Here is a 17,826-nt window from a genome sequence, read left to right as displayed (position 1 = left end):
TGCGAGGTGGTGGGGGCGCGCGGCCTCGGTGCTGATGGTCATGACGCCTCGATCAGGGCGGGTAGCTCGGGCACTCGCCAGCAGGCGGCCCGGCTGTCGCCGTACGGCTGAAGGGTCTGTTCCTGCGACCGGCAGGTGTCGGTGACGAACGGGCAGCGGGCGGCCAGCGCGCAACCGGCCGCCGCGTCCGCCTCGTCCAGGTCTTTCACGAGCTCGACGTCGGCGGTGCGGGTCTCGCCGAGGCGGGGCGCGCTGCCCAGCAGGGCCCGGGTGTACGGGTGCTTGGGCCGGTCGAACACCTCGTCGACCGGACCCTCCTCGACGACGCGGCCGAGGTAAAGCACGACGACCCGGTCGGCGAAACCGCGCACCGTGGCGAGGTCGTGTGAGATGAACACGGACCCGTGGCCGGCGTCGGCCGCCACATCGGCGATGACGTCGAGGATCTGCGCCTGCACGGTGACGTCCAAGGCGCTGGTCGGCTCGTCGAACACGATCAGATCAGGCTCGCCGACGAGCGCCCGCGCGATGCCGATCCGCTGCGCCTGCCCGCCGGAGAGCTCATGCGGCAGCCGGCTCAGGATCGAGCTGTCAAGCTCCATCCTGGTCAGTGCAGCCTCAGTCTTCTCGGCCCGCTCGGCCGTGGACACCTTGGCCGCCCGCAACGGCTCGGCGATGGAGTCCCCCACGGTCCGCCGCGGGCTCAGCGACCCGATCGGGTCCTGAAACACCATCTGCGCCCGCGTGCGCTCGGCCCGGCTCAGCTTCCGGACGTCCCGGCCGGACACCTCGACGCTGCCCTCGGACGGCTCGACCAGCCCCATGATGAGCTTGGCCAGCGTCGACTTCCCGCAGCCACTCTCCCCCACAACACCAAGCGTCTCGCCGGCGCGCAGCTCAAGGTCGACCCCACGCAGAGCATGATGCCCTCCAGACCCGAACCGGCTGCGATAGACGACATGCGCGTCCTTGACGCTCAAAACAACACGCCCAGGAGCGACGCCGTCCGTCCGCTGCGCGACGTTGTCCGTTTGCCGCGCAAGCGAACGCACGTTGTCCGTCTGCTGCGCGACGTCGTCCATTTGCGGCGCGAACGAACGCACGTTGTCCGTCTGCTGCGCGACGTCGTCCATTTGCGGCGCGAACGAACGCTCATTGTCCGTTTGCTGCGCGACGGCGCCCATCCGCTGAGCGACATTGTCCGTCTGCCGCGCAAGCGAACGCTCACTGTCCGCTTGTCGAGCGACGCTATCCGTTTGCCGCGCAAGCGAACGCTCGCTGTCCGCTTGTTGCGCGACGTTGTCCGTCTGCCGCGCAAGCGGGCGCTCGCTGTCCGTCTGCTGCGCGACGTTGTCCATTTGCGCCGCGAACGAACGCTCATTGTCCGTTTGCTGCGCGACGTTGTCCGTTTGCCGGGCAAGCGGACGGTCGTTGTCCGTTTGCTGCGCGACGTTGTCCGTTTGCCGTGCAAGCGGACGGTCGTTGTCCGTTTGCTGCGCGACGTTGTCCGTTTGCGGCGCACGCGAACGCTCGCTGTCCAGTTGCTGCGCGACGTTGTGCGTTTGGATTGCACGTTTGTGCGCGTTTGCTGTCGGCGTGGCTGCGTTCTGTGCGCGGTGGTGCAGAGGGAGCTGCTGGGGGTGGTAGCACGCGAGCGACCAGTCGCTTTCCAGCGCCCTCGTCTCCGGGCGGGATGAACGGCACTCGTCGGTAGCGTGGGCGCAGCGTGGGGCGAAGGGGCAGTCGTGGGGGGCCGCGGTCATCAGGGGCATGCCGCCGGCTGTCGCCACTACTCGGCCGCCGCCTACGTCGGGGACCGAGCGGAGCAGGGCGCGGGTGTAGGGGTGGGCCGGTTCGCGCAACACCTTCGCGGCGGGGCCGGTCTCGACGACCGTGCCGGCGTAGAGGACCACCACGCGGTCGCAGACCTCGGCGATGGAGGCCAGGTCGTGCGAGATGAGCAGGACGCCGCGGCCGTCGGTGTCGGCGGCGTGGCGGAACTGGCGCAGGATCTCGCGGGTCAGGGTGACGTCGAGGCCGGTGGTGGGCTCGTCGGCGATCAGCAGGCCGGGCGCGCAGCCGGTGGCCAGGCTGATCATCACGCGCTGGGCCATGCCGCCCGACAGCTCGTGCGGGTAGGCCTCGAGACGCCGGGACGGGTTGCGGATGCCGACCGCCGCGAACAGTTCCTTGGCGCTTTCGGCCGCGCGCTCGCCGCTCATGTCCTGGTGGGTGACCAGGCGGTCGATCAACTGCTTACCCACCGTACGGGTCGGGCTCAGCGCCCCGCGCGGGTTCTGGAAGCACATGGCCGCGCCTCGGCCACGGTGGCGGGCCAGCGCGACCGCGTCCATGCGGAGCACGTCGTCGCCGTCGAAGCCGACCCGGCCGGTGGCGTGCGAGCCCGACGGCAGCATGCCCACGATGGCTCGCGCCACCATGCTTTTGCCGCCGCCGCTCTCCCCCACCAGGCCGACGACCTCGCCCGGCGCCACCGAGAAGCTGACGTTGCTGAGCGCCGCCACCTGCCGGCCGGGCCGGTGGATGACCACCGACAAGTCCTCGATCTGCAGCATGGTCGCCGCCTTCGCGTCCGGGCGCTCGCTGAGCTGGCTGGAACTGGGCACGGTCACCGCCTCTTCGCGTCGGCGCGTTCCTGCAGGCCTTCGCCGAGCAGGCTGAAGCCGAGGACGCAGACGAGCAGGGCCAGGCCGGGCGGCACCGAGGTCCACCAGCGGCCGGCCACGACGTCCGACGTGCCGAGGCTGATCATCGAGCCCCACTCGGCCGTGGGCACCGTGACGCCTAGGCCGAGGAAGGACAGGCCGGCCAGCGTCAACATGGCCCAGCCGCAGTTCAGCGGGGCGATGACCCGTACCGGCGTCAAGCTGTTGGGCAGCAGGTGGCGCCACATGATGCCCAGAGTGGAGGCGCCCGACGTCTTGGCCGCCTCGATGTACTGCATCTCGCGCAGCGTCCGCACCTCGGCCCGCACCAGCCGGGCGTACGCCGGGGCGTTGACCGCGGCGATCGTGATCACCAGGTTGAAGAACCCGCCGCCGAGCAGCGCCGAGACCGCCAGGGCCAGGATGAACGTGGGGAACGCCTGGAAGATGTCGACGATGCGCATGAGCACGTCGTCGACCCAGCCGCCCAGGTAGCCGGCCAGCAGGCCGAGCAGCGTGCCCACCACCACGGCCAGGGCCACCGCCAGCACGGCGATGCCGAGGTCGATGCGGGCCGCGTGCAGCACCCGGCTCCACACGTCCATGCCGTTGCCGTCGCTGCCCAGCAGGTGTTCCCCGCCGGGCGCGGCCAGCGTGCCGGACGGGTCGATCTCGGTCGGGCCCCACTTGCTCAGCAGCGGGGCGAGGATCGCGGCGAGCGCGGCCACCACCAGGATCGCCCCGCCCACATAGATGAGGGACTTGGCGAACCGGCCGTCCCGCGTCCCGGAGACGACCGGGACGGCGTCGGGCTGCGCCATCTGGATGTCTGCCATCAGATTTTCACCCTCGGGTCGAGCCAGGCGTGCACGACGTCGGCGATGAGGAAGATCAGCACGTACGCGAACGCGATGATCAGCACGGAGGCCTGGACGACCGGGTAGTCGCGGTAGAGCAGCCCGCGCAGCGCCCACTGGCCGAAGCCCTGCCACGAATAGACGTACTCGATGAGGACCGTCGAACCGAGCGCCGTGCCGAACACCAGGGCGGCCAGCGACGGCAGCCGCACCAGCGTGGCCCGCCGCAGGTAACCGCGCAGCAGCGTGCGCTCGGGCAGGCCGTGCGCGGCCGCCGCGGCGTACGCCTCGGACCGCAGAACTTCCAAGGCCGACGCCCGTACGCTCCGCAGCAGCGGGGCGAGGACGCCGATCACCAGCGTGAGCACCGGCAGCACCAGGTGCGCGGCGGCCGACGAGATGGCCGGCCCGTTGCCGGTGATCAGCGCGTCGACCAGGTCGGCCCCGGTCAGCGGCGTGAGGTTGGTGTCCGGGTCGACGCGTCCGCTGGGCGCCGGGAACCAGCCCAGCGCGGCGTACCCGACGAGGATCAGCACCAGGCCCAGCCAGAACTCCGGGATGGAGTTGCCGAACAGGGCGAAGATCCGCACGGTGTGGTCGCCGGCCCGGTCGGCCCGGCGCGCCGACCAGATGCCCAGCCAGATGGCCAGGACGATGGCGATCGTGACGGCGATGACCACCAGTTCGAGCGTGGGCCCGAGGCGCAGCGCCATCTCGCCGGTGACCGAGGCGCCGCTCTGGATCGACGTGCCGAAGTCGCCGGTGACCAGCCCGCCCAGGTAGTCCAGGAACTGTTTCCAGATGGGCTGGTCGAGGCCGAAGCGGACGCGCGCGGCTTCCGCGTCGGCCTCGGTGGCGTTGGGCCCGAGGATGCTGCGGATCGGGTCACCGGGCAGCACGCGAACCAGCAAGAAGGTCAGCACGACCACCCCGAGCAGAACCGGGATCAGCTGGAGCAGCCGGCGACCGACGAAACGCAGAATTCGCACGGGATCAGGCCGATGCGCTCAGGTAGCGGAGGCGGGCCAGGCCGTCCATCGGCTGCACCCAGCCCGCCACCTTCTCGCGGACGGGCAGGTTGAAGTTGGGCTGGCAGATGATCACCCAGGGCACGTCGGCCGCGAGGATCGTCTGCGCCTGCGCCCACAGCTGCTGGCGGGCCGCGTCCTCGACGGTGGTGTGCGACTTGGTGTAGATCTCCTCGAGCTCCGGGTTGGTGTAGTTCGAGTAGTTGAGGGCGGCGCCCTTCACGAAGCTGGTGGCCAGCATGTACTCGACGTCGTTGACCCAGAGCTGGCCGGTGGTGATCTGCAGCGGGATGCTCTTCTGGGTGCGGCGCTCGCCCAGCGTGGCCGGGTCGAGCGGGGTCAGCTTGAGCGTGATGCCCGCCTTGGCCGCCTCGGCCTGCACCTGCACGGCGATCTTCTGCTGCTCGTCGCTGTCCGAGGCGAAGACCAGCTCCGAGTTGACGGTGGTCTTGCCGGACGCCGCGAGGGCCTGCTTGGCCTTCTCGAGGTCGTACGCGAAGGGGTAGCCGGTCTCGGCGTAGCCCGGCATGTCGAGCGGCACCAGGCTCTTGGTCGGCCGGGCGTCCCCGCCGTACACGTTCTTGATGATCTGCTCGTACGGCACCGCGTAGGCCAGCGCCTTGCGGACGTTCACGTCGTCGAACGGGGCGGTGGTGACCGACATCTGGATGGCGACCTGGTTGTTGCTGGCCGCCGAGAGCACCTTGACCCCCTCGACCTTCTTCAGGTCCTGCAGGTCCTGGCCGGTGATGCCGAGCGCGATGTCGATGTCGCCCGCCTGCAGCTGCAGCCGCTGGTTGGCCGCGGCCGACACGACCGAGAGCCGGATGGTCGGGGTCTTGGCGCCGTCCGGGCCCGGGTAGCCGGTGTTGGCGGTCAGCTCGATCTCCTGGCCCTGGGTGGCCTTGGCGACGTTGAAGTAGCCGCCGGTGGGCGCGTTCTTGGCGAACCACTCCTTGGCCCACGGGTCGGCGTCGGTGGCGTGCTTCTTGGCCTCGACCGAGTCGAACACGTAGAGCGAGATGGCCTGGATCTGCTTGGTCAGGGCGCTCGGGAACTCCTGGTGGAACTCGACCGTGTACTCGTCCTTGACGACGACCTGCTCGGGCTTGGTGAGGCCGATCGTGCGGTAGATGCCGGCCACGTTGGCCTGGGCCGCGAACGCGCGGTCCTTGGACCACTTGACGTCGGCCGCCTTCATCTCGTTGCCGCTGGCGAACTTGACGCCCTGCCGCAGCTTGAGGGTCCAGATCTTCTGGGTGCTGTCCGGCTCGAACGACTCGGCGAAGGTGGGGGTGATGTTCGCCGTGTCCAGGATCTCGCTGTCCCCGGCCTTGGTGACGCCATAGTCGATCATGTATGGGTAGACGTTCTTGAACAGCATCAGCGCGGTCAGGTCGAAGCCGACGAAGTCCTGGTCCCAGCTCGAGAGGTAGCTGGAGACGGCGATCCGCAGGGTGCTCGCGGCCGGGCCGCCGGAAGCCTTGGCGTCCGGGTTGTCCTTGCTGCCGGCGGCGCAGGCGCCGGTCGTCATCAGAAGCGCCACGCTGCCACCGAGCTGGAGCAGGCCGCGACGGGAAATGTTTGGCGGAGCCATGAGTGGTCCTCCTCGAGCCGAACGGCTGGCGACCCTTCAGGGCCGTGAACGGAGTTCTACCGGATAACGTGAGAGTGAACAAGGGGCTGACGGTTGTTCACAGCCAGACCGCAACGATTGCCTGAAGAGCTCGTCCGAACAGCTGATGAGCGGCGCGGGAAGAGTTCACACGCGTTCACACAGCCGATACAAACGTTTGTTCACGGTAGCGCCGCGGGCGGGCGGCTCGCGGGCGGTTGTGGGAAGCTACGCCCGCGTGATCACCGGCTGCCCGGAGGGCCCTCATGGCGTACGCCCGCAAGCTGGCCGACGGCCAGACCTGCCGCATCCACCGCTACGACATCGCCACGGGTGAGAGCACGCTCGTGCACACCAGCCCGACGGTGCTGTTCGAGGCGCCCAACTGGACGACCGGCGGCGACCTGGTGCTCAACGGCGACGGGATCCTGTGGAGCCTGCCCGCCGACGGCTCGGCCCCGCCCCGCCCGATCCCCTACGAGGGCCTGCCCGAGCTGAACAACGACCACGTGCTGGCCCCGGACGGCGAGACCGCCTACCTGTCGGCCAACGACGGGCACATCTACGCGGCCTCGTTGCGCGGCGGCTCGGTGCGTCAGGTGACCCACGAGAAGCGCCTGCACTTCCTGCACGGCGTCAGCCCCGACGGCGCCACCCTGGCCTACGTCGGCGTCGAGCCGGGCGACTGGTCGACGGCGAGCCTGCGGACCGTCGGCGTCGACGGCACCGGCGACCAGCAGCTCACCCCGCCCGGCGGCCGCGACGACGGCCCCGAGTACACGCCCGACAGCGCCTGGATCCACTTCAACACCGAGCACTTCGACGGCCACGCGCAGATCGCCCGCATCCGCCCTGACGGCAGCGGCCTGGAACAGCTCACCTTCGACGACCGGGTCAACTGGTTCCCGCACTTCGCCCCCGACGGCGAGCACGCGGTTTACCTGAGCTACCCGCCCGGCACCGAGGGCCATCCGGCCGACCGGCCGGTCGAACTGCGGCTGGTGCGCGGGGGTGACTGGCGTTTCCCGCGTACGGTCGTCGAGCTCGCCGGCGGGCAGGGCACCATCAACGTCAACAGCTGGTCCCCCGACTCGCGCCACTTCGCGTACGTGGACTACCCCCTGGCCGCCTGATCGCGCTCAATTCGGCCACGACGGGGCCGATGGGCTAGGTGATGCCGGAAAAGCTGTGGGACAGCCGCCTTGTCCGCGTGACCGCCGCTCTGGCCGTGGCCAACGCCGCCGTGTTCGCTGTCGACACGGTCACCGGCGAGCGCTGGCTCAAGGCTCTGTCGGTGTTGCTGGCCGGTCTGGCCTGCCTGCTCGCCGGCTGGATGTGCGCGCGGTTGCCGGAGCGCGGCGTCCGGCGCGTGTTCTGGCGTCTCTACGCGGCCGCCCAGTTCCTGTACGCCCTGGCCTGGTGGTTGCGGCTCGACTACTACCGGATCGACGTCCCCGCGCTGCCGGCCGTGAGCCGGACGTTGAAAGTGGCGGCGGTGATCGTCATGGTCGGCGCGATACTGCTGCTGCCGATGCGCCGCATGTCCCGCAGCGAGGTCGTCACCCTGACGCTCGACATGAGCACCGTTCTGGCCGCCGGCGCCCTGTTCGCCTGGCATCTGGTGGTCGAGCCGGTGCGCGCGGGCAGCACCTCGCTCGCCGAGGCCGGTCCGACCGTCGGCCACCTGGTCGGTGGCGTGCTCGGCATCGGCCTGGTCATGAAGGTCGTCTTCGGCCGCCGCGGCGATCTGGCACCGGGCGCGCTGCGGATGATCGGCCTGACCGCGCTGGTCGGCGGTCCCGGCATGGCCGTCTCGACGCTGTTCGACCGCTGGCCCGGACTGGAGCCGAACCTGGTCGTCGGCGGCTTCGCGGCCCTGCTTGTGGCGGCGGCGGTCCGCTACCAGGCCGTCGGGCCGGCGGGGACGGCCGACCAGCGCCGCATGTACACGCTGTATCCGTACACCGCGATCGCCGCCGTGGGCGCCCTGTTGATGCAGACTGTCGTCACCCGGGCCGCCGACGCACCGGTCATCACGGCCGGCGCCCTCGTGCTGGCCACCGTGGTGGTGGCGCGGCAACTGCTGACGCTGCGCGAGAACGACCGGCTCGGCGAGCGCTTCCGGCTGCTCGTGCAGAACTCCACCGACGTCGTGATGATCGCCGAGGCCGACGGCGCCGTCCGCTACGTCAGCCCCTCCGTCGGCCGGGTGCTCGGCCGCGAGCCGGACGAGCTTCTGGGCCGGGGCATTTTGGGGTTAGCCCACCCCGACGACCTGCCCGCCGTACGCACGGCCTTCCTCAGCATTCTCGAGGCGCCCGGGGCATCGGTCACCATGCACGCCCGCTACCAGCACGCCGACGGGTCGTGGCGGTGGCTCGAGACCACCGGGGCCAACTTTCTGCACGAGCCCAGCCTCGGCGGCATCGTCACCAACAACCGCGACATCACCGAGACCCGCACGATCCAGGACCGGCTCAGCCACGACGCCACCCACGACGCGCTGACCGGGCTGGCCAACCGGGTGCTGTTCGCCGAGCGGATCGCCCGCAGCACGGCCGGCCCGCCCGACCACCGGTTCAGCGTGGTGCTCATCGACCTCGACGACTTCAAGACCGTCAACGACACGCTGGGCCACCACGTCGGCGACGACCTGCTGGTGGCGGTGGCCGAGCGGATGGTGGCCAGCGTGCGGCCGGTCGACACGGTGGCCCGGCTCGGCGGCGACGAGTTCGCCGTCCTGTTCGAGGACCTGGGCGGCGACCACGTCGACCGGGCGCTGCGGCGGATCGCCGAGGCCCTGCTGATCCCGGTCGAGGCGGACGGGCAGCTGCTCAGCGTCCGGGCCAGCTTCGGCGTGGCCGAGGGCCGGGCCGGGGACGACCCGGCCGACCTGATGCGGCACGCCGACATCGCCATGTACGAGGCCAAGGCCCGCGGCGAGGGCGGGCACCAGCGCTACGTGACCGGCATGGAGTCGCGCGCGGCCGAACGCAGCCGCCGCCACGCCGAGCTGCGCCGGGCCGTCGCCGAGGACCAGTTCGTGCTGCACTACCAGCCCGTGGTCACGCTGCCGGAGGGCTCGATGGCCGGGGCCGAGGCGCTGGTGCGCTGGCAGCACCCGGACCGCGGCCTGCTCGGCCCGGGCGAGTTCATCGAGGCGGCCGAGGAGACCGGGTTGATCGTGCCGCTGGGCCGGTGGGTGCTGCGGGAGGCGGTCCGGCAGGCCGCAGCCTGGCGAACCGAACTGGGCGAGGCCGCGCCGCGAACCGTCTCGGTGAACGCCTCGCCGCGGCAGCTGCAGGACCCCGACTTCGCCGCCGAGGTGGCCGGCGCCCTGGCCGAAGCCGGTCTGCCCGCGGCCGGCCTGACCGTCGAGATCACCGAGTCGACCGCGGTCGGCGGCGGCGCCACCCAGACCAACCTGGCGGCCGTACGAGAGATGGGCGTCCGCGTCGCGCTCGACGACTTCGGCACCGGGGCGTCGACCCTGAGCCTGCTGGTCGACTGCCCGGTCGACCAGATCAAACTCGACCGCTCCTTCGTCCCCGAGCCCGGGCGCGACGCCATCGCCCGCGCCGTCCTGCAGCTGGCCCAGGCCATGGACGTGGAGGCCGTGGCCGAGGGCGTCGAGACCCCCGAGCAGGCCGCGCGGCTGACCGAGATGGGCTACCGCCGGGCCCAGGGCTACCACTTCGCCCGTCCGATGCCGGCCGACCGGCTGTCTGTCCTCGAACCGATGATTCCGGGCCGCCGCGCGGGTCCATAAGGCGTGGACGACACGAGGTTCACCGAGACGACGGCGCCGCTGCGGCGGGAGATCCTGGCCCACTGCTACCGGATGCTCGGCTCGGCCGCCGACGCCGAGGACGCGACGCAGGAGACGATGCTGCGGGCCTGGCGCGGCTTCGGCCGCTTCGAGGGGCGCTCCTCGGCCCGCACCTGGCTGCACCAGATCGCCACCAACGTCTGCCTGCGTCAGCTGAAACAGCGCGGCCGCCGCGCCCTGCCGTCCGACCTGGGCCAGGCCGAGGACGACTTCCACCGGCCGGCCCGCGCGGCGCCCACGGGGACCCGCTGGCTGGGGCCGTTGCCGGTCGACCCGGCCGACGAGGCGGGCGCCAACCAGCGGGTGCGGCTGGCGTTCGTGGCCGCGCTGCAGCACCTGCCGGCGTCGCAGCGGGCCGTGCTGCTGCTGCGCGACGTCGCCGAGCTGCCGGCGGGCGAGGTCGCCACCGCGCTGGGGATGACGACGATCGCCGTCAACAGCACCCTGCGGCGGGCCCGGGACCGGCTCGCCCGCACCGGGCCCGACCCCGAGGCACTGAGGGAGCCGGGCGGGGCCGAGCTGCGCACGCGTCTGAGCCGCTACGTCGACGCCTTTCAGCGGGCCGACGTGCGCGCGTTGGCCGCCGTGCTGCGCGAGGACGTCACGCTAGAGATGCCGCCCCACGCCACCTGGTTCGCCGGCCGCGACGCCGTACTGGGCTTCCTCGGCGCTCAGGTGCTGCGCGAACCGGGCCGCTTCGTGATGGCGCCGGTCCCGCTCGTGGCCAACGGCCAGCCGACGTACGCGATGTATCACCGCGAGCCCGGCGGCGACCTCGCCGCGCACGCGCTGCAGGTCCTCGACGTCGCCGCCGGCGGCATCCGGCACATCCACATCTATCTGCAGCCGGAGCTGTTCCCGATTTTCGGCCGCCCGGTGATTCTGCCCGCCGGCGCGGATCCACACCGCTGACACCAATCCTGGAGGAGGAACCGTGACAGCGATGGCAGGACAGACAGCGGTGGTGGTCGGTGGCAGCCGCGGGCACGGGCTCGGCGTGGCCCGGGCCGCCCGCGACGCCGGGGCCCGGGTGACGGTGGTCGCCCGCGACCTCTCGCCGGTCGCCGATTTCGACGGCGAACAAGGCGATGCCACGGACGACGCGTTCGCGGCGAAGGTGCTGGCCGCCAAGCGCCCCGATCTGCTGGTGATCACGGCCGGGGTGGCGCCCGAGATGCGGCCGCTGACCGGGCACACCTGGGAGACGTTCTCGGCCAACTGGCACAGCGACGTGCGGATCGCCTTCGTGTGGCTGCGGGCCGCGCTGGCGTTGCCGCTCGACCGGGGCTCGCGGGTAGTCGTGTTCGGCAGCGCCGCCGAGCTGCGCGGCTCCCCGCTGAGCGGCGGTTATGCGGGGGCCAAGGCGATGGTCCGGCTGATGACGGCGTACGCGGCGGGGCAGGCGACCGATCTGGGCCTCACGATGACGACCGTGCTGCCCGGCATCACCCCGCACACCACCGTCGGCGAGACGGCCATCGGCGCCTACGCGACCGCGTCCGGCATCACGGCGGAGGAGTTCCGGGCGCGGGTGAGCGGGGCGCCGTCCCCGGAGTCGGTGGGCACCCAGATTGTTGCGCTGGCGGCGGATCCGCGCGCGGCGCTGGCGGGCGCCTATCTGCTCGACGGCGACGGGCTTCGCGAACACGCCGGGTGAGGATGATCGAACCGGTCACGGCCCAGACGAGACCGTAGGTCGCGAAGCCCGCCGGCGCGGGTTTCCCGGGGCCGACCATCAGCGGGAGGGCGACGACGGTGACGGCCAGGCTGACCAGCAGGGCCGAGCGCACCAACGCGCGGGACGGCAGCGGGACGAAGCGGCCGACCAGCGCGCCGGCGCCGATCGTGAGCGGCAGCAGGACGGCGTCGTGGGCGACCAGCACGCCGGCCAGGAACACGAACGCGCCGCCCTTGAGGTCGGGGTCGGTGAGGGCGCCGACCACCGCGTACGCCATCCCGAGCCCGCCGAAGGCGATGAGCACCCGCCGCGCGGTTCTCACGACGCCTTCCGTACGGTGATCCGCCCGACCCACTTGGTCTGCAGCACGCCGGGCCGGTTGGGCGCGATCAGCCGGGCCGGGTAGCCGTGGTCGGGATGCAGCGGCTCGCCGTTCAGCCGCAGCGCCAGCAGCGTGAACGGGTCCCGGGCGTGCGGCGTCGGCACGGTCGTGGCCCGGTAGCGGCCGGAGGTCTGGAGCGATTCCACGTACGCCTCGGCGTCCTCCGGGTCCAGCCCGGCCAGCCGGATCAGGTCGCGCAGCCGCACCCCGGTCCAGGCGCCGGTGGCGCTCCAGCCCTCGACGCAGCTGATCGGCAGCACAACCGTGTGCTGGGGCAGGGCCGCCAAGTCGGTCAGGGTCAGGCTTTGGCTGCGGTCCAGGCCGGCCAGGACCAGCCGGTAGGCCGGGTCGAAGATGGCGTCGCGGACGCCGGCCGCGGCGGACGTCTTGTTGACCGCCAGGTTCTGCGGCTCGCTCCGGGGCCGGCGGGGTGCGAGCACCGAGACCGGCGCCAGCGGGGCCACCGTCTGCCCGGCCGTGGCCACCGTGATCAGTCCGGCCGCGACGCCGACCGTGCCGAGCAGGCCGCGCCGGGTGAGCGTGCCCGCCGGGGCCCGCTCCGGGATGCGTCGGGCCAGGGCTTGGCGGACGATCGGCAGCTTGACGCCGATGTGGGCCAGCAGGGCGCCGATGGCCAGCCAGGCCGACCAGTAGTGCCCGGCGGTGAAGAAGAACGGCATGGGGTCGTACCACCGGGCCACGTTGAGGACGCCGCTGATCACCTGGAACAGGGCGGCGGCGACCAGCGCGGCGATGCTCGCCCGCTCGATCGCGTGGGTGAGGTTCCGTACGGGCGGCCAGCCGAACAGACGCGGATAGACCGACCACAACTTCGCCCCGAGCAGCGGTACCGAGGCCAGCCCGGTCGCCACGTGCAGGCCCTGGGTGACCCGGTACAGGGCGACGGGCCGCGACGGCCAGACGAACCAGAACGGCGGGTGCTGGATGAGGTGGCTGAGCAGGCCGGTCAGGAAGCAGACCGCGAACGCTGAACCGAGCGCGATGCCGAGCAGGCTGGTCAGCCGGGGCGAGCGGCCACTGGTGTCGAAGGCGCCGCGCCGCAGCGGCCCGCGGCGCAGGGCGGCCGGCGGGGGCGGCAGCGGCCGGCTCATCCAGGCGTGGGCCCGGCGGATCAGCCGCCCAGCGTCGCGAACCATCGGCCCGCCTCCGTCCAGGTGCGCACGACCGGCAGACCACCGGCGGCGGCCGCCGTGGCGGGCAGGTCGCCGGCGGCCAGCACGGCCCATCGGAACGGTTCGCCCGCGGCTCCACCGACGGCAGTGATCCGGGCTGCGCCGGACCAGCTGGGGGTGTCGGGCGGGGCCAGCTCCACATGCACCAGGCCGTCGGGGGCCAGCAGCTCGCGGCAGCGGCGCAGCAGGCGGACCGGGTCGCCGCCGATGCCGATGTTGCCGTCGGCCAGCAGCACGTGCCGCCACCGTCCCTCGCCCGGCAGGGGACCGAAGACGTCGCGGCGCAGGACGGTGGCGCCGCGGGCCCGGGCCAGGCGCACCGCGGCGGCGCTGATGTCGATGCCGAGCGCCGGGTGGCCCCGCCGGTTGAGGGCGTAGGTGAGGCGACCCGGGCCGCATCCGACGTCGAGAGTCGGGCCCTGGCAGCGGTCGAGCAGGCCGAGGTCGCCCGGCAGCCGGCCCCGGCACCAGGCGGCGGTGTCGACGGCGTGCTCGGCCCCGCTGCGGTGGCGGACGGTCAGCGTGCCCGGCGCTCCGGCGACGGCACGTTCCAGGGCCGCGTCGAAGACAGCCAGCGCGGCGGCGGTCACGCGGCCGCCTCCACAGTCGCGCCGGACGGCGTCGCCGGAACACCGGCCCCCTCCGCGGGCATGGCGGCCAGTTCTGCGGCGACCGCGGCCCGGAATCGGCTGCCCGGTGGGCATAGTGCGGCCACCGCCAGCGCGTCGGGTGCCGTGTCGACGTCGGTCAGCTGGGGCAGGGTCGCCACGCGCAGGCCGAGGGCCTCGAGTGCGGCTCGGGTGAGTGCGCCGGTCTCGCCGGTCGACGTCGGAATGTCGCGCAGGACGCTCGCGTGCGTGGGATCGCGCAGGCCCAGCGCCCACCACCCGCCGTCCGTGGCCGGGCCGAACACCGCGTCCGCGTCCCCGGCGGTCAGCCGAGCCGACGCCTCGGCCAGCAGGGCCGGGCCAGCCTGCGGGGTGTCCATGCCGATCAGCAGCGTGGCCGAGCGGGGCGGGGCGGTGTCGGCGTACGCGAAAGCGAGTCGCTCGCCGAGCGGGCCGCCGCGCTGGATCACCCGCTCCCAGCCGGGCGGCGCGGGCAGATCGCCGTCGACGGCCAGGATCCGGGCTGCGGCCGGGGTCGCGGTGACGGCGGCCAAGGTGTCGCCGAGCGCGGCCGCGGCGATCCTGGCGGCTTGTTCCGGTGTGCACGGTGGGCAGAGCCGCGTCTTGACCCGGCCCGGCACCGGCGTCTTGGCCAGCACCACGATCCGCGCGCTCATCGGGCCAGCACCGCGCTCATGTCGCGCACGGCGCGCAGGGTGCCGCGGACCGTGCCGCTCACCTTGGACTTCGTCCCGGCCGCGCGTGGGTGGTAGGCCACGTCGACCTCGGCCACCGTCCAGCCGGCCCGGGCGGCCGCGATCAGCAGCTCGAGCGGGTAGCCGAAGCGGCGGTCGCGCAGACCGAGGGCGAGCACGTCGTCGCGGCGGACCGCGCGCATCGGACCGATGTCGTGCACGTCCAGGCCGGTGCCGCGGCGGAGCCGGCGGGCCAGCACGGCGTTGCCGAGCCGGGCGTGCGGCGGCCACGCCCGGCGGGTGACCGGCCGGCGCCGGGCGACCGCGAGACGCACCCGGCCGGTCCGCACCGGGCCGGCCAGCCGGGGCAGGTCGGCCGGATCGAAGGAGCCGTCGGCGTCCATCACGCAGACCACGCCGTCGGCCGGGGCCGAGGCGAGGATTCCGGCGTGCACGGCGGCGCCGTATCCGGGGCTGGGCACGGTGATCACTGACGCGCCGTGGTCGCGGGCCACGCCGGCCGTGCCGTCGGTGGAGCCGTTGTCGGCCACGATCGCCCGGTAGCCCTCGGGCAGCCGGCTCAGCAGCCAGGGCAGGGCGGGCGCCTCGTTGAGGCAGGGCAGCACTACGTCGGTCATGGACGCCGAAGCTAGCCGCGGCGATCCGGCTGCGGCGGCGAATCCGCCTTACCGCTTTGTTACGTCGCCGCCAGTTCTTACGAACCCCTGACGGGCTGTTCCGCCCGGCTGTGGCGGGGCCGGCCGGCGGCTACGGTCGGCCGCGTGACCCACGTTCTCGTGACCGGCGGCGCCGGTTTCATCGGCACCCACGTGACCGCGGCCCTGCTCGGGGCCGGGCACGAGGTGCGGGTGCTCGACTCCGCCCACCCGGCCGCGCATTCCGGCCCGCTCCCCCGTGACGTCCACGGCGCCCCGCTGGTGCACGGCGACGTCCGCGACATCTCCACTGTGGCCGGTGTGCTGCAGGGGATCGACGTGGTCGTGCATCAGGCGGCGATGGTCGGCCTGGGGGTCGATCTCGACGACCTGCCCGCCTACGTCGGCTGCAACGACCTCGGAACCGCGGTGCTGCTGGCCGCCATGGCCCGGCAGGGAGTGCGCCGCCTGGTGCTGGCGAGCTCGATGGTCGTGTACGGCGAGGGCGCCTACACCTGCCCGGCCGACGGCCCGGTCCGGCCGGCCGGCCGCGAGGTGGCCGATCTGGTCGCGGGCCGCTTCGAACCGGCCTGCCCGTCGTGCGGGCGCGAGCTGACGCCGGGCCTGGTCGACGAGGACGCGCCGCTGGACCCGCGAAGCGTCTACGCCGCCACGAAGGTGGCCCAGGAGCATCTGAGCGCGGCCTGGGCCCGGCAGACCGGCGGGTCGGTGGCCGCGCTGCGCTACCACAACGTCTACGGGCCCGGGATGCCGCGAGACACGCCGTACAGCGGGGTCGCCGCCATCTTCCGGTCGGCGCTCGAGGCCGGCCGCGCGCCACGGGTCTTCGAGGACGGCGGCCAGCGGCGCGACTTCGTGCACGTGTCCGATGTGGCCCAAGCCAACCTGGCCGCCCTCGCCGTGGACCGGCCGGGCCTGCGCGCCTACAACGTGGCCTCGGGCCGCCCGGCCACGGTCGGTGCGATGGCGACCGAACTGGCCCGCGCCGTGGACGGTCCCCGCCCGGTCGTGACGGGCGAGTTCCGCCTCGGCGACGTACGGCACATCGTGGCCTCGCCCGCCCGGGCCGCAGCCGAACTGGGCTTCACGGCCGCCACGGACCTGACCGCCGGAATGGCCGAGTTCGCCCACGCCGCCCTGCGCCGATGAAGGCCCGCCGCGCCGACGCGGAGCCGGTGAGGGCCCGCCAAGCGAAGCGGGTGACGGTCCACCGCGCCGACGTGGTCGCGGCCGGCGCCGCGTTGTCGTTGATCGCGCTCGCAGCGCTTGTAGGCGCGGTGCTCTATCTGGCCGGCCGCCCGGTGCACGCCACCCCCGCGCCGTTCACCGGCCGCTGGCTGCCCCACGTGGGTCCCGGCACGCCGCTCGCGCTCGCGATGGCGGTGCTGGTCATCGGGTACGGCCCCCGGCTCGCCGCCGTCCTTCCGTGGCGCCGCCTGCTCGTAGCCGCCTACGCCGCCTCGGCCGCCTGGATCGTGGCTCTGGCCCTGGTCGACGGCTGGCAGCGCGGCCTGGCCGGGCGCCTCACCACCCGGCACGAATACCTCAGCGAGGTCGCCGCGGTCACCGACGTCCCCGGCTTCCTGCGCGGCTTCGCGGGCCGCATCGTCGACTTCCGGCCCGATTCGTGGGCCACCCACGTGGCCGGCCATCCGCCGGGCGCGCTGCTGGTGTTCGCCGGCCTCGACCGGATCGGGCTCGGCGGAGGCGGCTGGGCGGCGATCGCCTGTGTCGCGGGCGGCGCCCTGTGCGCGGTGGCGGTGCCGGTCACCATCCGCGCCCTCGGCGACGAGCGAGCCGCCCGCGCCGCCGTCCCGTTCGTGGTGCTCTTCCCCGGGGCGGTGTGGATCGGAGCCTCGGCCGACGGGTTGTTCGCCGGCGTCGCGGCGACCGGGCTGGCCCTGCTGGCGGTCGCGCTGACCAGCCGGAGCGCGCCCTCCACCCGAGCGCCGGCCGGCAGCAGCGCGCCCGCCACCCAAGTGCCGCCCGGCCGGAGCGCGCCGGCCGCCGCGGGGGCGGGGCTCCTGCTCGGTGGATGCCTCTATCTCTCGTACGGGCTGGTGTTGCTGGTCGTGCCGGTGGCGGCCGTCATCGTGCTGGCAGGCCGAGTGCCGCGGGTCTTCGCACTCACCGTCAGCGCCGCGACAGCGGTCGGCGCCGCTTTCACTTTTGCCGGATTCTGGTGGCCGGAGGGATATCACCTGGTCACGGTCCGGTACTACCAGGGCGTGGCGAGGGTCCGCCCGTACGCCTACTGGGTCTGGGCCGACCTGGCCCTGCTCGCCGCCTGTGCCGGCCCGGCCGCTGCGGTGATCCTGCGCCGGGCCGCCCACCGGCGGCCTCGGTGGCGGCGCCCGGCGGTGCTGCTGCCCGCCTCGGCTCTGCTCGCGATCCTGCTGGCCGACCTGTCCGGCTACAGCAAGGCCGAGGTGGAACGCATCTGGCTGCCGTTCGCGGTCTGGCTGATGGCCGGGGCCGCCCTGATTCCTGTCCCCGGCCGCCGGTTCTGGCTCGCCGTCCAGGCCACGACCGCCCTGCTGATCAACCATCTGCTGCTGACCACCTGGTAGGCCGTAAGAACCTCGAAAGGTCCGCCGG

Annotated in this window: 15 protein-coding genes; 7 read left to right on the top strand and 8 right to left on the bottom strand. The window is 73.0% G+C overall.

The genetic code is table 11. The features are described 5' to 3' along the window. Nucleotides 1–38 precede the first annotated feature (38 nt). Genes OWR29_RS01890 through OWR29_RS01875 form a run of 4 tightly spaced genes read right to left on the bottom strand, consistent with a single transcriptional unit; the run spans nt 39 to nt 6,148 of the window. Nucleotides 39–2,633: an ABC transporter ATP-binding protein gene (locus OWR29_RS01890; RefSeq protein ID WP_267560497.1), complete on the bottom strand. Its 2,595-nt coding sequence runs from the start codon at nt 2,631–2,633 to the stop codon at nt 39–41. Further along, on the bottom strand, nt 2,630–3,502 hold the full coding sequence (locus tag OWR29_RS01885; RefSeq protein ID WP_267560496.1) for an ABC transporter permease: 873 nt from the start codon (nt 3,500–3,502) through the stop codon (nt 2,630–2,632). The genes OWR29_RS01890 and OWR29_RS01885 overlap by 4 nt, the downstream gene beginning before the upstream one ends. Beyond that, nucleotides 3,502–4,512: an ABC transporter permease gene (locus tag OWR29_RS01880; protein WP_267560495.1), complete on the bottom strand. Its 1,011-nt coding sequence runs from the start codon at nt 4,510–4,512 to the stop codon at nt 3,502–3,504. The genes OWR29_RS01885 and OWR29_RS01880 overlap by 1 nt, the downstream gene beginning before the upstream one ends. Nucleotides 4,513–4,516: 4 nt before the next feature. Continuing rightward, nucleotides 4,517–6,148: an ABC transporter substrate-binding protein gene (locus OWR29_RS01875; protein WP_267560494.1), complete on the bottom strand. Its 1,632-nt coding sequence runs from the start codon at nt 6,146–6,148 to the stop codon at nt 4,517–4,519. Between the two features lie 284 nt (nt 6,149–6,432). Between OWR29_RS01875 and OWR29_RS01870 the strand changes: the two genes are divergently transcribed. The 5 genes from OWR29_RS01870 to OWR29_RS01850 all read left to right on the top strand — a co-directional run bounded on the left by OWR29_RS01870 (nt 6,433) and on the right by OWR29_RS01850 (nt 12,014). After that, nucleotides 6,433–7,299 carry a TolB family protein gene (locus tag OWR29_RS01870; protein ID WP_267560493.1) on the top strand — a complete coding sequence of 289 codons (867 nt, stop codon included), beginning with the start codon at nt 6,433–6,435 and terminating at the stop codon, nt 7,297–7,299. A 77-nt stretch (nt 7,300–7,376) separates the two neighbouring features. Further along, on the top strand, nt 7,377–9,935 hold the full coding sequence (locus OWR29_RS01865; protein ID WP_267560492.1) for a putative bifunctional diguanylate cyclase/phosphodiesterase: 2,559 nt from the start codon (nt 7,377–7,379) through the stop codon (nt 9,933–9,935). 3 nt (nt 9,936–9,938) lie between these two features. After that, nucleotides 9,939–10,907 (top strand): RNA polymerase subunit sigma-70, encoded by a 969-nt coding sequence (locus OWR29_RS01860; RefSeq protein ID WP_267560491.1) that lies wholly within the window; start codon nt 9,939–9,941, stop codon nt 10,905–10,907. A gap of 31 nt (nt 10,908–10,938) precedes the next feature. Further along, nucleotides 10,939–11,652 (top strand): SDR family NAD(P)-dependent oxidoreductase, encoded by a 714-nt coding sequence (locus OWR29_RS01855; RefSeq protein ID WP_267560490.1) that lies wholly within the window; start codon nt 10,939–10,941, stop codon nt 11,650–11,652. 98 nt (nt 11,653–11,750) lie between these two features. Then, on the top strand, nt 11,751–12,014 hold the full coding sequence (locus tag OWR29_RS01850; RefSeq protein WP_267560489.1) for a hypothetical protein: 264 nt from the start codon (nt 11,751–11,753) through the stop codon (nt 12,012–12,014). Here OWR29_RS01850 and OWR29_RS01845 read toward each other — a convergent pair. Genes OWR29_RS01845 through OWR29_RS01830 form a run of 4 tightly spaced genes read right to left on the bottom strand, consistent with a single transcriptional unit; the run spans nt 11,992 to nt 15,189 of the window. Next, nucleotides 11,992–13,212 (bottom strand): molybdopterin-dependent oxidoreductase, encoded by a 1,221-nt coding sequence (locus OWR29_RS01845; protein WP_267560488.1) that lies wholly within the window; start codon nt 13,210–13,212, stop codon nt 11,992–11,994. The two genes, OWR29_RS01850 and OWR29_RS01845, sit on opposite strands and share 23 nt — an antisense overlap. After that, the gene (locus tag OWR29_RS01840) at nt 13,188–13,838 is read right to left on the bottom strand and encodes a methyltransferase domain-containing protein (RefSeq protein ID WP_267560487.1); all 651 of its coding nucleotides are present in this window, start codon (nt 13,836–13,838) and stop codon (nt 13,188–13,190) included. Before OWR29_RS01840 ends, OWR29_RS01845 begins: the two co-directional genes overlap by 25 nt. Continuing rightward, the gene (locus tag OWR29_RS01835; protein ID WP_267560486.1) at nt 13,835–14,533 is read right to left on the bottom strand and encodes a TIGR04282 family arsenosugar biosynthesis glycosyltransferase; all 699 of its coding nucleotides are present in this window, start codon (nt 14,531–14,533) and stop codon (nt 13,835–13,837) included. The genes OWR29_RS01840 and OWR29_RS01835 overlap by 4 nt, the downstream gene beginning before the upstream one ends. Further along, complete coding sequence (locus OWR29_RS01830; RefSeq protein ID WP_267560484.1) at nt 14,530–15,189, bottom strand: glycosyltransferase family 2 protein; 660 nt, start codon at nt 15,187–15,189, stop codon at nt 14,530–14,532. Before OWR29_RS01830 ends, OWR29_RS01835 begins: the two co-directional genes overlap by 4 nt. A 144-nt stretch (nt 15,190–15,333) precedes the next feature. Here OWR29_RS01830 and OWR29_RS01825 point away from each other — a divergent pair, with 144 nt between their 5' ends. Both OWR29_RS01825 and OWR29_RS01820 read left to right on the top strand, forming a co-directional pair. Continuing rightward, nucleotides 15,334–16,377, top strand: a complete 1,044-nt coding sequence (locus OWR29_RS01825; protein ID WP_267560483.1) for an NAD-dependent epimerase/dehydratase family protein — start codon at nt 15,334–15,336, stop codon at nt 16,375–16,377. Nucleotides 16,378–16,427: 50 nt separating this feature from the next. Then, nucleotides 16,428–17,798 carry a hypothetical protein gene (locus OWR29_RS01820; protein WP_267560482.1) on the top strand — a complete coding sequence of 457 codons (1,371 nt, stop codon included), beginning with the start codon at nt 16,428–16,430 and terminating at the stop codon, nt 17,796–17,798. Nucleotides 17,799–17,826: the final 28 nt, after the last annotated feature.

This window comes from Paractinoplanes pyxinae (assembly GCF_026626335.1).
GTDB lineage: Bacteria > Actinomycetota > Actinomycetes > Mycobacteriales > Micromonosporaceae > Actinoplanes > Actinoplanes pyxinae.
The sequence above is the reverse complement of the archived record's forward strand: the minus strand, read 5'-3'. Positions and strand labels throughout refer to the sequence as shown.

Excerpts from the sequence above, each read along its gene's own strand:
- OWR29_RS01885 (WP_267560496.1), bottom strand. The coding sequence starts at position 3,502 with ATGGCAGACATCCAGATGGCGCAGCCCGACGCCGTCCCGGTCGTCTCC.
- OWR29_RS01875 (WP_267560494.1), bottom strand. The coding sequence starts at position 6,148 with ATGGCTCCGCCAAACATTTCCCGTCGCGGCCTGCTCCAGCTCGGTGGC.
- OWR29_RS01870 (WP_267560493.1), top strand. The coding sequence starts at position 6,433 with ATGGCGTACGCCCGCAAGCTGGCCGACGGCCAGACCTGCCGCATCCAC.
- OWR29_RS01855 (WP_267560490.1), top strand. The coding sequence starts at position 10,939 with ATGGCAGGACAGACAGCGGTGGTGGTCGGTGGCAGCCGCGGGCACGGG.
- OWR29_RS01845 (WP_267560488.1), bottom strand. The coding sequence starts at position 13,212 with ATGGTTCGCGACGCTGGGCGGCTGATCCGCCGGGCCCACGCCTGGATG.
- OWR29_RS01835 (WP_267560486.1), bottom strand. The coding sequence starts at position 14,533 with ATGAGCGCGCGGATCGTGGTGCTGGCCAAGACGCCGGTGCCGGGCCGG.
- OWR29_RS01830 (WP_267560484.1), bottom strand. The coding sequence starts at position 15,189 with ATGACCGACGTAGTGCTGCCCTGCCTCAACGAGGCGCCCGCCCTGCCC.